The organism is Paenibacillus sp. FSL H7-0716, assembly GCF_038002705.1.
Taxonomy (GTDB): Bacteria; Bacillota; Bacilli; order Paenibacillales; family Paenibacillaceae; genus Paenibacillus_AQ; species Paenibacillus_AQ odorifer.
Genome location: NZ_JBBODA010000019.1, coordinates 79,155 through 93,039 on the forward strand (window position 1 = coordinate 79,155; position 13,885 = coordinate 93,039).

Below are 13,885 nucleotides of genomic sequence, written 5' to 3' on the forward strand. Positions count from 1 at the left end.
TGTTTTGGTGGAAAATAATGAAGTCACCTTGATTTTGAGGGAGGAATTCCCTGTTTTTGTTCATTTAAAGCAAATATCGGCTATTTTCAGGGAGTTTCTCCCCAATTACTCTACCTCGCCACGAACCCGCACTCGTATCCCCCACATCCCGCACCCGAACTCTCACCCCATGCATCCCGTACATCCCTCAACGCCCACTGCCCACCGCACACCACCCACCGTCCATAGTCTATGGGCTAAAGTAATAGTCCTTTATATAGCCTATTGAATAAAAAGAAGCCGCCCTATAAGTAGAATTCTACTTTTGGGAAGCTTCTTTTTTGACTTACAAAAAGTTTATAAGTGATCAATTAATGATTGACCAGGCCTCTAGGTTCATTGCTGGTCGTCTTCTCATTGTCCAATGAGAGCTCATTGAGAAGCGCGTAGCGCATACTGTCAACAAGTGCCTCCCAGCTGGCTTCAATTACGTTACTGGAGACACCAACCGTACTCCAGGTGTCTGTGAAGTTCTTGGATTCAATCAATACCCTTACCTTCGCTGCAGTCTGATCCTGTTCATCTATTACACGGACTTTATAGTCGGATAGATGCATTTCCTTTAATTGTGGGAAATAGGTCTGTAATGCTTTACGAAGCGCGTTATCGAGTGCGTTGACTGGACCGTTACCTTCAGCAGCAGTATAAAGATTCTCACTGCCAACTTTCAGCTTAACGAACGCTTCAGATACTACTGGATGTTCTGCGGTTTTCTCAACTAACATCTTGAAGGATTCAAAGGTAAAGGTTTCATTCATCTCGCCGGTAGCTTCCCGAAGGAGTAGCTCCAGTGAGGCATCGGCACCTTCAAATTGATAACCTTGATGTTCCATCGTTTTGATCTTCTCGATTACCCGGCGAGCCTGCTCGCTGCTTGGATCCAGATTTAAACCCATGTCCTGCGCTTTGGAGAGTACATTGCTCTGTCCGGCAAGTTCGGAAACCAGCACACGCTGCTTGTTCCCGACAAGCTCGGGAGCGATATGCTCATAGGTCCGTGAATCACGCATGATGGCGGAGACATGGATTCCACCTTTGTGTGCGAAAGCTGCATTTCCGACATAAGGCTGATTTACCGGCAGATTAACATTAGCCACTTCACTAATATATCGGGCAGTGTTGGTAAGCTGCGATAATGAATCGCCTGGAATACAGTGATAACCCATTTTGATCTGTAGTGTAGGAATAATAGAACATAGGTTGGCGTTACCACACCGTTCACCGTAACCATTAATGGTACCTTGTACTTGCCGTGCTCCAGCTCCGATGGCGCTAAGTGCATTGGCAACCGCTAGCTCACAGTCATTGTGAGTATGAATTCCAAGATTGGCTCCGGGCAATTGTTGATTTAGAGCGGTAACAATCTCATGAATTTCGTAAGGTAAGGTCCCACCATTGGTATCGCACATTACAAGCCAATCTGCTCCGGCTTCCCGGGCTTTGGACAGAACAGCTGCTGCATATTCAGGGTTATTCTTGTATCCGTCGAAGAAATGCTCGGCATCAAAAATCACTTCAAGGCCTTGGCGTTTCAAGTAGGATATGGAGTCGCCGATCATGGCGAGATTCTCCTCAAGCGTAGTCTGTAATGCAGTGTGTACATGAAAATCCCAAGATTTTCCCACGAGTGTAGCAGCAGGAACCCCTGCGTCAATCATACGTTTTAAATTGTCATCGTTTTCGGCCAAGGAATTCTTCCGCCGAGTGCTGCCGAACGCTGTAATTTTGGCGTTCAGATGAAGCTCCTTGACTCTTTTGAAAAATTCAATGTCTTTATTGTTGCTTCCCGGGATGCCACCTTCAATATAGTGCACACCCAGATCATCGAGTTTCTTGGCAATCTTCAGCTTGTCGTCAGCCGACAGACTGATGCCTTCACCTTGGGTGCCGTCGCGTAATGTAGTATCGAAGATGGAGATGGACTTAGACATGAGAGTCCTCCTTATAGGGAAATGAATTTATATATTATAGCATTTTTACGCGGGAATGTAACAAAGAACTTTACAGCCTCTTAAGTTGACCTAACCGCAGCGGAGAGTTATTCTAAATTGGACAATAGAAAACCTGAGGATAAGAAGGTAGATATTGTGCAGAATGTTGATCAGTATTATCCAACGAGTGGCAGGGTTATCCTGCATGTCGATATGAATGCTTTTTACTGCTCTGTGCATGAGGCAGAGGACCCTGACCAATATAGAGGCAAAGCAACTGCGGTTGCGGGTAGTGTTGAATTGCGGAAAGGGATCATAGTGACTTGCTCCTACGTCGCCCGCAGAATGGGGATTTCGACGGGAATGCAGGTTCAGAAGGCGCTTCGTATTTGTCCATCGCTTATCGTTATTAAACCGGACTTCCATTTATACCGCAAATATTCTAATGCTTTTATGCAGATTGCATATAGCTATACTCCGTTACTGGAAGCAGTGTCCATCGATGAATGTTACCTTGATATAACTGGCTCCAGACAATTCGGTACACCCATGGAAATAGCGGAGACGATTCAGCGCCGTATAATGGAAGAATTGGGCTTGCCATGCTCAGTGGGGATCGCTCCCAATAAGCTGCTTGCGAAAATGGCTTCCGATTTAAAAAAGCCAAACGGCATTTCGGTGCTGCGGCTGCGGGATGTGCCTAAGATTTTATGGGACAAGCCCTGTAATGAAATGTTCGGCATTGGTGGAAAAACAGCAGAAAAGCTCCGCAAACTGGGCATTTACAGTATTGGTCAATTAGCAGCGGCTGATGAAAATATGCTGGTTGAGAATTTCGGAGTTATGGGCTCATGGCTAAAGCGTGCAGGCAACGGTATTGATCATGGGATCGTTAACCCTGAGCGGGAGCAGAGTAAGTCGATTGGCCACACCACAACATTGCCGCGGGATGTCATAGGTCTTGCTGAGGTACGACCGATTTTGTTGAATTTAAGTGATCAGGTAGCCCGGCGCTTGCGTAAGCAAGGTCTTGTTGCCTCAGGGGTGCAGCTGACGATTCGGACACCCGATATGAAGACCATAACCCGTTCGCGTCAGCTAGAGGCTCCTTCGGAGAGTGGGGAGGATATTTACAAGTCCGTCTGCGATCTATATGTTCGTCATTGGAATGGGGAGAAGCCTGTGCGGCTGCTGGGTGTGACCCTGCAGGGCTTGATTGCTAAAGAGGATTCCGCCATTCAGCTTGATTTGTTCGATTACGAACGTCAGCCTAAGAAAGAATCTCTTAACAAGACTATGGACATGCTACGTAATAAATTCGGTGAAAATGCAGTGTTGACCGCCGGGATGTTAAGCGATTCTCACTCTGCAAGGCTTCGCAATCATAAAGAACGTGGCACTTCGTTGCAAAAGGATAATCTTCTATCTGTCGAGTCTGATAAAGAGTAACAAGAACATTCTATAACATGTCAAAATAGATGCCGTAGAATGCGTCAGAAATGCAAACGTATTGAAAATCAATTGAAATTGTATTCTTTTTATATTAATATGAGAAAATATAAGACGCTGGTACAACAGCGCTGTATTGTTCAACGGGAGGCAGAGATAAAATGGCTAAGTACACTTGGGTCGAAAAAGACACTTGTATCGCTTGCGGTGCATGTGGCGCAACGGCTCCTGATATTTTTGATTACGATGATGAAGGTTTGGCTGAAGTTATTTATGAAAATGACGGAAACCACGGCATCACAGTGATTCCGGATGATTTGTTTGATGATCTCCAGGATTCTTGTGATGGATGCCCAACCGACTCTATTAAAATTGCGGATGAGCCTTTTAACAAAGAGGGCTAATTAGCCGGGATTTTGTAACTTCTAGCACAACATAAAGACATCTCCTGCGAACTTTTGTTCAGCTAGGGATGTCTTTTTTGCGATGTCTGACCGATATTAATGTAGGAAGGAATTATAAAATTTCGGAGGTTCCGATGAAAAATTCTCAGCACCTCAAAGCATATGTACAGATGCATCCAGACAATAAGATGGCATGGTACTTGCTGGGTAAGGAATACTATAAGAACGGTCAACAGGGGAAAGCTAACTATTGCTTCAATCAGGCTGGAGAAGTATATGAAGCTTTCGAGCATAGTAAGGTGCCTGCGGAAACGCTACGGGAATATGAGGAAGGGCTGCTTCAGGCAAGCCGCCAGCGGGACCGAAGGCAGCAAAGATTCCGCTACATTATGCTTGGGCTAATGCTTCTATTACTGGTTATGGTGCCATCGGCTGTGGCTCCGGGTCTAGATATTGCGGGAGATCAGGATACGGTTCAAGACACGATTACTTCTGAAGTTAAAGATCCGCTTGATCAAAAAGACGTTGAGAAGGAACCCGTTCTAGAGGCACGAAAAATGATGTATACAGCGCAAGAGAGTGGAGCTTCGGCTTCGTCAGGGAAGCTGATGGCAACTATGCTAATGCGCGAGGAACCGTTTCAAGCTGCTATTTTGGGCATGGAGCGGGAAGGGAAGTGGCTGCTGTGGAAAGAGAAGCTTCCGCTTAATTCCACACTGCAGAAGAATGGGAACGGACGGTTGGTTTACCAATCCTATGATTCAGCGGCATGTGCATGCGAACCGCCAGAGCAAGGGGAACTTGCGGTGGATGCAGCTAAGTGGCAGGGGGATCAAGAGGAGCTAGCTACATTATGGAGTGCAATGAGGTCTTATCAGAATCATAAAGGCAAGCTTCCGGCTTCTTTGGCGGAATTGACCAGACCTTTTCCGGAAAACTGGATTGGCGGGACGACACCAGTTATGAAGCGTGAGTTCAAATCTCTTAAGGAAATAGCAACTGCTAAGGCACTGGGTACACCGGAAGTTGCGGGTGAGCCTCCAAGCTCAACTGCTGAGGCGGGAATGGTCATACCGACAGCGTTAAGTGAGAGTGGAAGTAGTGGAAAGGGCGTTCCCTTTTTTGACCAGCCGCTTAGAGTGATTGTGGATAAACAAAAACACCGCTTGGCAGTAGTCAGCGGCTCTGTCATTCTACGAAATTATGAAGTAGGGCTTGGGGGAGACAAGACTCCGGAAGGCAACTTCATCATTACAGATAAAGTGGTCAATCCAAATGGTCATGATAATGGGGAGTTCGGAAGCCGCGGACTACAACTTTCAGATAGTAATTACGCTATTCATGGCACCAATGACCCAGAAAGTGTCGGCAAGGATGAATCCCTTGGCTGTATTCGGATGAGTCGAGAAGATGTGGAAGAACTATTCGCTATGATTCCAAAAGGAACAAAAGTGGTGATAAGTAAAGGGGTTCTGCCTGAAAAGCAGCTGCTGCCGGCGAAACGCTTCAACCCTGCTGCTCCGTATGATCAGACCAACCCCCACAAAGTGTACCACTGGCTGAATTAGTTCCCGGCAACTATAAACAGAACGATGATGAGAAGAATTAGTAAAGTTAAGCTTACGCCGATCCACATTAGCGCTTTACGATTAACTTCTTCTTTCTTTTGCTGCAAAGTTGGTGGTTTACGTTTAGTTGACATCCAGCATACCTTCTTTCTCTCTTAATCGCTGACTACCCCTATATTGTAATGCGTTTACAAGAAAATTACTATACTTTGGGTTAAGCTCTCTGCACACTTACAGGGTAAAATGCTTTTCTTTTGTTCAAGAAAAGGCTAAAATTAAGAAGAAACCTACAGAATCGGGTAGACACGTGGATTAGTGAAGTACCCCTTAAGGAGCGAGAACGGTGTTGTATCGTAATTTTGGTAAACCAATTTTCTTTAAGCTGGACCCTGAGAAGGCTCACCATCTCGTCATAGGTGGATTGGATAAATCATCATCAGTTCCAGGGGGAAGCGCGGCATTGCGTTTAATGTATGGCGTTCCTGAAACGGCAGATTTAGCAGTTGATCTGTTTGGCATACATTTTCCGACTCCAGTTGGACTGGCAGCAGGCTTGGATAAGAATGCCGAGGCCGTTTCTGGATTCTCTTCGATCGGATTCGGATTTATGGAAGTGGGGACGGTTACCCCTAAGGGTCAACCGGGTAATGATAGCCCGCGTTTGTTCCGTCTTCCCTCTGATGAAGCTCTGATCAATCGTATGGGCTTCAATAACGAAGGGGCTGACGCTATGGCAGAGCGTCTAAAAAAATTAAAAAATCGCAGAATTCCAATAGCAGTAAATATTGGACGGAATAAAATAACTAGTAATGAAGCGGCTCATGAAGATTATCGTCAGTGTATCCGTACGCTTTATCCGTACGGTGATTTTTTTGTGGTCAATATCAGCTCACCAAATACACCGGGGCTGCGCAGTCTCCAGCATGGCAGCGAATTAGCGTTCCTGCTAGCACAAGTAAAGGAAGAAATGGAGATTCAGCGTAAAGCCACAGGCATGAATAAGAGCTTGTTGGTTAAGATTGCTCCAGATGTAAGTGACTCTGAATTGGAGTATATGGTTCAATCACTGACAGAAGCTGGTATGGATGGTATTATTGCTACGAATACTACGTTGAACCGGGATGGACTTAGTCATGAAAAGGCTAATGAGACAGGTGGATTAAGCGGTAAGCCACTTCGTGACCGGTCAACGGAAATCATTCGTAGGATTTATCGCCAGACTGAAGGGAAGATGCCGATCATAGGTTCAGGGGGCATATTCACCAGTCAGGATGCGTATGACAAGATAAGAGCAGGCGCAAGTCTGGTCGAAATTTATACAGCACTCATCTACGAAGGACCGGAGGTTAACCGCAGGCTGCATGCCGGATTACGGCAGCTCTTACGGCGGGACGGATTCAGTCATATCTCTGAAGCAGTGGGTGCTGATCATCACTGATTGAAGGAGTCGAAAGGACAGGAGGACGAAGGCGATGGACGGCAGGGACTGGGGAACTTTTTTGCTTCCATATGAACAGACTGTGGAAGAATTGAAAGTTAAATTCAAAACAATGCGTTCGGAGTTGAAGAAAAGAGAGGAATACACGCCGATTGAATTCGTAACTGGCCGTGTAAAGCGGCTGTCAAGCATTTTGGAAAAGGCTAAGCGCCTGAATGTGAAGATGGAGGATCTGGAGACAGGCATTGAAGATATAGCCGGGATCCGGATTATGTGCCAGTTCGTGGAGGATATCCGCAGAGTGGCTGAATATATCCGGGCTCGTAAGGATCTTGAAGTCCTGTATGAGAAGGATTATATCACCAATTATAAAGAGAGCGGCTATCGCAGCTTTCATATGATTATTAAATATCCTGTGCAGACAGCTCTGGGACAAAAAATAGTGCTCGCAGAGATCCAAATTCGTACACTAGCTATGAATTTCTGGGCAACCATAGAGCACTCTCTGAATTATAAATATCGGGAAAGCTTGCCGGATGAAATGCGAGTGCGCCTGAAAACCGCAGCTGAAGCAGCCTCCATCTTGGACAGCGAAATGTCCAGTATTCGTGATGAAATCCTGGAAGCGCAAAAGACCTTCGAGGAAAACTCGAATATGACGACTCAAATTCTCAAATCTATTCATCAATTGTATTTCTATCACTTGGTGAATGAGGCTATAGATACTCAGGCTCGATTTAACGAAATATGGCAGGCTCAGGATATGGAAGCGATGAAGGAGCTTCTGGATCATGTACGGGGACTTCTCTCCGCAGCTAAAAAGGATAGTTTGCCGGATGGCTTATGATCCGTTGTACTTGGCTTATCTAGTGTACTTTAATCGTGACCGGGATTATTTCGAATGTCACGAGGTGCTCGAAGAGCTATGGCTTGCCAAGCAACGCGACCCATTGTACAAAGCACTTCTCCAAGTAGCTGTTGGGTTGTACCATTGCCGTAATAATAATATGCGTGGTGCAACGATTATGTTAAGCGGGGCTGCTGCCAAGCTGGAAGAATATTCAGCAGTGACACTCGGCATTAATTTGGCTAAGCTAGTGGTGGAAGTGAAGGATTATGTTCGCCGCATGGAGTCTGAGCAGCAGCCATTTTCGTATTATGATCTGACTATAGAAATCATTGATCAAGGTCTAGCGGATGAAGTGAACTCTGCGGCTAAGGTGATCACACCGAATAATCCTCAACGACGAGGTCCTCAAAGACCGACCTCATCTCATCGTAAATAATGATCCTCTATAAATGAGTATTGCCAAAGGGGCACCCGTAAGGGTGTTCCTTGAATCTTTAAACACCTAAATTTTAGCAGTACTATCAGGAGGACGGCATCATGGCGGCACAACTGCCCAGTTCTTTCAGCGAGCGTATGATGGACTTGCTGGGAACGGATTATAATCAATTTGCGGATTCGTACAAGGAGACCCCTAACGTAGGCGTTCGTGTTAATACCTTGAAAATTTCAGTGGAGAAATTGCAAGCTCTTTCCACTTTAGAGCTGGAACCCATTCCGTGGTGTCCAACCGGATTTTATACAGAGGATGGGGCCAGACCAGGTAAACATCCACATTATCACGCGGGATTGTATTACATTCAAGAGCCAAGCGCTATGGCACCTGTGGAACTACTTGATGTACAGCCAGGAGATCGTGTCCTTGATTTATGCGCTGCACCTGGGGGCAAATCCACACAGATTTCTGCCAAGCTCTCAGGAGAAGGCTTGTTGGTTACCAATGATCTTCATCCAGAACGCACGAAAGCCTTAGCCAAAAATCTAGAGCTGTATGGGGTGCGCAACGGTATCGTACTAAACGAAAGTCCAGATCATATTGCAGCGGCATTCCCGCTTTATTTTGACAAAATCTTGATTGATGCTCCATGCTCAGGTGAAGGGATGTTCCGTAAAGACGAAGACATGGTGAAGCAGTGGGATTCAGGTACACCTGCCAAATATGCTGCCATGCAGCGGGATATTTTACGTTCTGCTGCAACAGCGTTGGCATCGGGAGGTACACTTGTCTATTCGACCTGTACATTTGCTACAGAAGAAAATGAGGAAATTATAGCGGAGTTTATTTCTGAACATCCACAGTTTTCGGTGATTACAGTTGGAGGCACTGGCTCATTTGCTCCTGGTTTCGGAGAACTATCAGGGACGGCAAGACTATGGCCGCATAAAGTAAAAGGTGAAGGACATTTCATGGCTGTGCTGCAGCATGTGGGGCCAAAGGTATCTGCGGAGGAACGTGATCAAGCCGAAGTTAAGTTGAGCGCAGTTACACGGAATACGAATAAAAAAGGCACTGCTCATATTAAATCCGCAAACAAACCAGAAGCCAGACGAGGGAAAGAAGGTAAGTTCTCTAATAAATCTGCTGCTGGGGCTGAACGTGGCCGTCAAGGATCTGGAGAAGAGCAAGCCTTGGCTGCATATGGAGATTTTATAAAAGATCAGCTTGGCTGGGAGCCAAAAGGGTATCCGATTTTCTTCGGTGATCATCTGTACATCTCCCCACTACCTAAGGAAAGATTAAATGGATTAAAGGCGATTCGTCCAGGATGGTACGTAGGACATGTCCGTAACGGCAGATTTATCCCAGGACATCCAATGGCTACCGCGTTACACCCTGAAGAGAGCTGCCGAAGTGTCTCACTTTCCAGTACGAGTAATGAAGCTATTTCCTATCTTAAAGGAGAGACATTGTTGATTGGTCAAGAACGTCTCTCTATTAAAATAGGAACTACCCAAAAAGGATATGTTCTGGTCTGCATAGATGGTTATAGTGCAGGCTGGGGGAAGTGGCAGGACGGTGTGCTCAAGAATGAATATCCCGCAGGCTGGAGGTGGATGTAAGAATGAGCCTATCAGGGAAAACTGCAAAAAAGCAGCGTTTAGATAAAGTATTGTCCCATATGGGGGTAGGATCCCGCAGCGATATTCGTAAACAAGCCAAGCAAGGTTTAATTACCGTGAATGGTGCAGTTGTCAAGGATAGTGGATTTCATGTAGACCCTTATCACGATAAAATTGTGGTTGGCGGCGAGCTTGTTACCTATCGCGAATTTATTTATCTTATGATGAATAAGCCACCGGGAGTCCTCTCGGCAACAGAGGACAAGCGGGATCGGACCGTTCTGGATCTTTTAAAACAGGAATATGTACAGTTTGAACCTTTTCCTGTAGGAAGGTTAGATAAGGACACAGTAGGGCTGCTTCTGCTCACCAATGATGGAAAGCTTGCTCACGAGCTACTATCGCCACGCAAGCATGTCCCTAAGACGTATGAAGCTACAGTTGAGGGAGACGTAGATGCAGACGATGTAGCGGCTTTTGCGGCAGGTGTCGAGCTGGAAGATGGATATGTTACTTTACCTGCACAGCTAACTATATTGGGAAGAGAACGCGGCAGTAAAGTAATCTCACATATTTCGCTGATCATCACAGAAGGAAAGTTTCACCAGGTGAAGCGAATGTTCCAAGCTGTCGGCAAAAAAGTCACTTTTCTGAAACGAGTATCTATGGGAGAATTGAAGCTGGATGAAAGCCTGCCACTGGGAGCTAGTCGTGAACTTACGCTAGAGGAACTGGCACTCTTAAGTACAGAAGCATCAGAATAATAATATATAGAAAAAATGGTATATAAATTGAATTTGGAAACTTGGGATAAGGGAATGGAGTGACGGAGGGGAAATTTGGAACTGTAAGAGCGATAGCGACCGCCTTTGTTTCCGGATTTCAACCACTATTAAACGGTATAAATCAAGAAATCTGGAACCAACAGCGGCTGGAAGTCCAAATATTCACCGCAGTTGCGACTGAAACTTAACTCAAATAGCCAGGTTCAATATATATAGAAAAAGAAAGACAAGGATGGTGGGAGTATGAGATACAAACTGATTGCACTAGATGTAGATGGTACACTGTTGAATGATGATCACCACTTGAGCGCTGAGAATAAAGAAGCCATTGCTGAGGTTACGCGTCTTGGCGGGCAAATCGTGTTATGTACCGGCCGCAGTCCGCAGAACTCGATTCCTTTCATGGAGGAAATGGGATTATCTGGTTATGTTTTGGGTCATAACGGAGCTGCTACGGTTCGTGTGAAAGATCGGGAAGTGCTGCACCAATACGGTATGGATGCTCGTGGTCTTGACCCTTATATTGATTATTGTAGAAAGCATGATATTCATTATGATGTGAATACGGCTTTTGATATGTATGTAGATAATGTAGAAAACCTGACCAAAGAAGCCAATTATATGTATGAACACTTCCGTATCGTACCGGCTACACTGCCTGCATGGGAAGATTTCCGAGAACCGGTTGTTAAGTTTACTGTATTTACACAATCAGAAATCCTTGACGAAGCTGAACGTGAATGGCGTACTTGGACCCATGAGTACAATATTTTGCGCAGTGGGGAATTTTTCGTTGATTTGATGCATCCGGAAGCCTCCAAGGGCAATGCCTTGAAGAATCTGGCTGTGAAGCTGGGAATTCCGCAAGAGGAAGTTCTTTCGATCGGTAATTATTTTAATGATATTTCTATGCTTACATACGCGGGTATGGGTGTTGCGATGGATAATTCTCCGGTTGAGGTCAAAGCGGCAGCGAATGCTGTAACGGGGTCTAACAACGAGCATGGTGTGCGAGATGCGCTGGTTAAATATTGTTTATCTTAATAATGGAAAGCATAAAGCGGACTTGAGTCCGTTCTATGCTTTTTTTGTTGTGAAGGAAATAAAAGAGATACATAAACAGAATTGATTCTATTAAAAATAATCCGCCCTTAGATTAACTTCCTGTATTAAAGTTTAATTTCCTCGTTCCGGCTAGGATCGCTATATTTATAGATACCAGGGTTCAGTTCGATTTTTTCGTCGAAAGGGATATCTTTGTAGCTATCAATATTAGTTCCTGTAGATATCATGCCCTTAGGTGTAATTTCTGGCACAACTTCTTTGCCATTAATCCGTAACGTAGTTTGGTTAACGCTTTTGAAGCCAGAAGATTTGGATGTTGATTCGACAATCAAATTTTCCCCCTCAGTATAGTAAGTGAATTCAATTTTTAACCCATCGACATCAAGTGAAGTGAACTGCTTTTCTTCTTTAGGTTTGTTTATAGTGATCCAATTCTTAGTAGTATCACGTTTCTCAATGACAGCATCCTTTAATATAAGTTTCATTGGAACATCGGACCAGTCGTTATACCATTCCGGAGATTCGAATTGAAATAAATGCTGGTAGCTTTCGGAATGATCTCCCTTCAAATTCCAACCCCCAGTGATTGTTTGATCACCTATAACCAACTGAGCGGTATTATAGTGGACAATTCCTTTTTTAAGAGAATCATTTTCATCTATTAGAATTTGGATATCCAAAGGGGTAACGACTAGCTGATCTAAGGTTATACCGGTCTTTTCTTGAAATTCAGGATTGTTATACAGTTTCTTAGTGTAAATCGCCTCACTTGCTTTTTGTCCATCTGCTTTAAAATCGAACTTCCACGTACCTGAAAATCGTTTCGCTTCTTCAATGTAACTAAAATGAAGACTAGCTTCCTTCCAATCTGATTCAGTTATATTGAAAACCTGTTCAATAAATAAATCCGATCCTTCGTTAGGCATGATGGTTGGAATTGCTTCATTCTCTTGACCACCAGTACTAACTACCAAATGGGGGTTACCCCGTCCTAAGTCAGATGGTGATGCAGCGACTTTGTAACGGATAATGGTTTGATTGGAAACATGTCGAACGGATTCGATTTGAATGCTTGGATATTGCTTAACTCCAGTATCGATAGTTTCCCCTGCTTTATGATTAGATTGTAAGGGAATATTCCGATCACGGTAAAAAATGAGATTCCGAGCTTCAAACCTGTAGTCCTTTTTATCATCCTTTAATGTATCAGGTGTCTCATATACTCCAATGAGTTTCTGGCTTTCAGGATCGTATTCTAAATAACCGTATACCTTTGCCTTGGCACCGGATTCACTAGTCATGAGGTTTTCCTCTGTAGCAAATCCAGTATATTGGGATAGATCAGAGTTAGTATCAAGTGATAACAGCATTTTCATTTTTTCTCCATCAGTTACAACACCGTTCAAATTCATTGTTACTCCTGAACTGGAAGTTTGAAGATTATACTGTTGACCGATGCCGTTATTTAATGCATTGCTCACACTTCGACCACCAATTTTATCCCAATTAATCGTCATACTAGCGAATACAGGAATGGCTACAAGTAAGAGGCAAGAGAAGACAATACTGATAGGAACAACCTTTTTATTAGACCTAGGAGTATTCTGGGAGGCATACAGATTTCTTTGACGTTTATATGCTTCTTGTTCTATGGCAGTCCACATCAAATCATAATCCGGTCGGGGAATATGTTTATCTTTTTCAAGATAGAGACTCATTACTATTCAGCTCCTTTAGTTGGGTTCCACCCATTCTATTTAGTATTTTAAGTCCCTTGTTCAGTCTGGATTTTACAGTTCCTTCGGGTATGCTCATAACTTTAGAGATCTCGGGTACAGTCAATTCGTTGATAAAACGAAGGACTACTACCATTCTGATTTTGTCGGGAAGCTGACTGTATAACCCTTGTAATTCTTTTTTAGTTTCTTGTCGATCCAAACGTTTTTCTACAGGGTTTGATTCCTCAGACCTGGATAGTAAATAATTACGTACTTCTTTCATCCACCCCTTCTTACGCCTTTTGATCACACTGTTGCACTCATTTGAAGCAATTCGTAAAATCCAAGATTTCAAGTTTCTTACCTTCGACTTATCCGCTAAGATAACTTTTACAAATACCTCTTGGGAAATATCCTCCGCATCTGCCTGATTTTTCATTAAGTAGTAACAAAAATAATATACTTGTTCTTTATAGAGCTCGAAAATTTCCCGGTCACTCATTTTGCTGCACCCCCTGTCTTTGCTGTTCTCATTAATAAGACTTATAAGCGTATGTAATCGTTCATTTTTCATTTTGAT

13 protein-coding genes are annotated in these 13,885 nt (G+C 44.1%); 9 read left to right on the top strand and 4 right to left on the bottom strand.

The features are described 5' to 3' along the window. Positions 1–350: 350 nt before the first annotated feature. The gene (gene cimA, locus MHH60_RS21715) at positions 351–1,970 is read right to left on the bottom strand and encodes a citramalate synthase (protein WP_076133628.1); all 1,620 of its coding nucleotides are present in this window, start codon (positions 1,968–1,970) and stop codon (positions 351–353) included. A 117-nt stretch (positions 1,971–2,087) separates the two neighbouring features. Here cimA and MHH60_RS21720 point away from each other — a divergent pair, with 117 nt between their 5' ends. The 3 genes from MHH60_RS21720 to MHH60_RS21730 all read left to right on the top strand — a co-directional run bounded on the left by MHH60_RS21720 (position 2,088) and on the right by MHH60_RS21730 (position 5,391). After that, positions 2,088–3,419, top strand: coding sequence for a DNA polymerase IV (locus MHH60_RS21720; RefSeq protein WP_282579938.1), 1,332 nt, complete (start codon positions 2,088–2,090; stop codon positions 3,417–3,419). Positions 3,420–3,580: 161 nt separating this feature from the next. Further along, positions 3,581–3,823 (top strand): ferredoxin, encoded by a 243-nt coding sequence (locus tag MHH60_RS21725; RefSeq protein WP_076133627.1) that lies wholly within the window; start codon positions 3,581–3,583, stop codon positions 3,821–3,823. A 134-nt stretch (positions 3,824–3,957) separates the two neighbouring features. Next, a complete protein-coding gene (locus tag MHH60_RS21730; RefSeq protein ID WP_076133626.1) occupies positions 3,958–5,391 on the top strand; it encodes a L,D-transpeptidase in 1,434 nt (477 codons plus the stop codon). Here MHH60_RS21730 and MHH60_RS21735 read toward each other — a convergent pair. Further along, positions 5,388–5,525 carry a hypothetical protein gene (locus tag MHH60_RS21735; RefSeq protein WP_167348489.1) on the bottom strand — a complete coding sequence of 46 codons (138 nt, stop codon included), beginning with the start codon at positions 5,523–5,525 and terminating at the stop codon, positions 5,388–5,390. The two genes, MHH60_RS21730 and MHH60_RS21735, sit on opposite strands and share 4 nt — an antisense overlap. Before the next feature lie 209 nt (positions 5,526–5,734). On the opposite strand from MHH60_RS21735, the gene MHH60_RS21740 reads away from it, so the two are divergent. From MHH60_RS21740 to MHH60_RS21765, 6 genes are all read left to right on the top strand, one after another. Beyond that, positions 5,735–6,829, top strand: a complete 1,095-nt coding sequence (locus tag MHH60_RS21740; protein ID WP_076133625.1) for a quinone-dependent dihydroorotate dehydrogenase — start codon at positions 5,735–5,737, stop codon at positions 6,827–6,829. Positions 6,830–6,863: 34 nt separating this feature from the next. Continuing rightward, positions 6,864–7,676 (top strand): GTP pyrophosphokinase, encoded by an 813-nt coding sequence (locus MHH60_RS21745; RefSeq protein WP_036689325.1) that lies wholly within the window; start codon positions 6,864–6,866, stop codon positions 7,674–7,676. Further along, the gene (locus MHH60_RS21750; protein ID WP_076133624.1) at positions 7,666–8,115 is read left to right on the top strand and encodes a DUF309 domain-containing protein; all 450 of its coding nucleotides are present in this window, start codon (positions 7,666–7,668) and stop codon (positions 8,113–8,115) included. Before MHH60_RS21745 ends, MHH60_RS21750 begins: the two co-directional genes overlap by 11 nt. Before the next feature lie 101 nt (positions 8,116–8,216). Continuing rightward, complete coding sequence (locus MHH60_RS21755) at positions 8,217–9,737, top strand: RsmB/NOP family class I SAM-dependent RNA methyltransferase (protein WP_076133623.1); 1,521 nt, start codon at positions 8,217–8,219, stop codon at positions 9,735–9,737. Between the two features lie 2 nt (positions 9,738–9,739). Then, the gene (locus MHH60_RS21760; RefSeq protein ID WP_076133622.1) at positions 9,740–10,501 is read left to right on the top strand and encodes a pseudouridine synthase; all 762 of its coding nucleotides are present in this window, start codon (positions 9,740–9,742) and stop codon (positions 10,499–10,501) included. 264 nt (positions 10,502–10,765) lie between these two features. Next, positions 10,766–11,566 (top strand): Cof-type HAD-IIB family hydrolase, encoded by an 801-nt coding sequence (locus MHH60_RS21765; RefSeq protein ID WP_076133621.1) that lies wholly within the window; start codon positions 10,766–10,768, stop codon positions 11,564–11,566. Between the two features lie 125 nt (positions 11,567–11,691). On the opposite strand, the gene MHH60_RS21770 is transcribed toward MHH60_RS21765, so the two are convergent. Both MHH60_RS21770 and MHH60_RS21775 read right to left on the bottom strand, forming a co-directional pair. Then, positions 11,692–13,305, bottom strand: a complete 1,614-nt coding sequence (locus tag MHH60_RS21770) for a DUF4179 domain-containing protein (protein ID WP_076133620.1) — start codon at positions 13,303–13,305, stop codon at positions 11,692–11,694. Further along, a complete protein-coding gene (locus tag MHH60_RS21775; protein ID WP_076133619.1) occupies positions 13,289–13,807 on the bottom strand; it encodes an RNA polymerase sigma factor in 519 nt (172 codons plus the stop codon). Before MHH60_RS21775 ends, MHH60_RS21770 begins: the two co-directional genes overlap by 17 nt. Positions 13,808–13,885 lie beyond the last annotated feature (78 nt).

What these genes read in the sequence shown, in the direction of transcription:
- MHH60_RS21775 (WP_076133619.1), bottom strand. Translation starts at nt 13,807, where the DNA reads ATGAGTGACCGGGAAATTTTCGAGCTCTATAAAGAACAAGTATATTAT.
- MHH60_RS21745 (WP_036689325.1), top strand. Translation starts at nt 6,864, where the DNA reads ATGGACGGCAGGGACTGGGGAACTTTTTTGCTTCCATATGAACAGACT.
- MHH60_RS21725 (WP_076133627.1), top strand. Translation starts at nt 3,581, where the DNA reads ATGGCTAAGTACACTTGGGTCGAAAAAGACACTTGTATCGCTTGCGGT.
- MHH60_RS21735 (WP_167348489.1), bottom strand. Translation starts at nt 5,525, where the DNA reads ATGTCAACTAAACGTAAACCACCAACTTTGCAGCAAAAGAAAGAAGAA.
- MHH60_RS21755 (WP_076133623.1), top strand. Translation starts at nt 8,217, where the DNA reads ATGGCGGCACAACTGCCCAGTTCTTTCAGCGAGCGTATGATGGACTTG.
- MHH60_RS21765 (WP_076133621.1), top strand. Translation starts at nt 10,766, where the DNA reads ATGAGATACAAACTGATTGCACTAGATGTAGATGGTACACTGTTGAAT.
- MHH60_RS21730 (WP_076133626.1), top strand. Translation starts at nt 3,958, where the DNA reads ATGAAAAATTCTCAGCACCTCAAAGCATATGTACAGATGCATCCAGAC.
- cimA (WP_076133628.1), bottom strand. Translation starts at nt 1,970, where the DNA reads ATGTCTAAGTCCATCTCCATCTTCGATACTACATTACGCGACGGCACC.
- MHH60_RS21750 (WP_076133624.1), top strand. Translation starts at nt 7,666, where the DNA reads ATGGCTTATGATCCGTTGTACTTGGCTTATCTAGTGTACTTTAATCGT.
- MHH60_RS21770 (WP_076133620.1), bottom strand. Translation starts at nt 13,305, where the DNA reads ATGAGTCTCTATCTTGAAAAAGATAAACATATTCCCCGACCGGATTAT.
- MHH60_RS21760 (WP_076133622.1), top strand. Translation starts at nt 9,740, where the DNA reads ATGAGCCTATCAGGGAAAACTGCAAAAAAGCAGCGTTTAGATAAAGTA.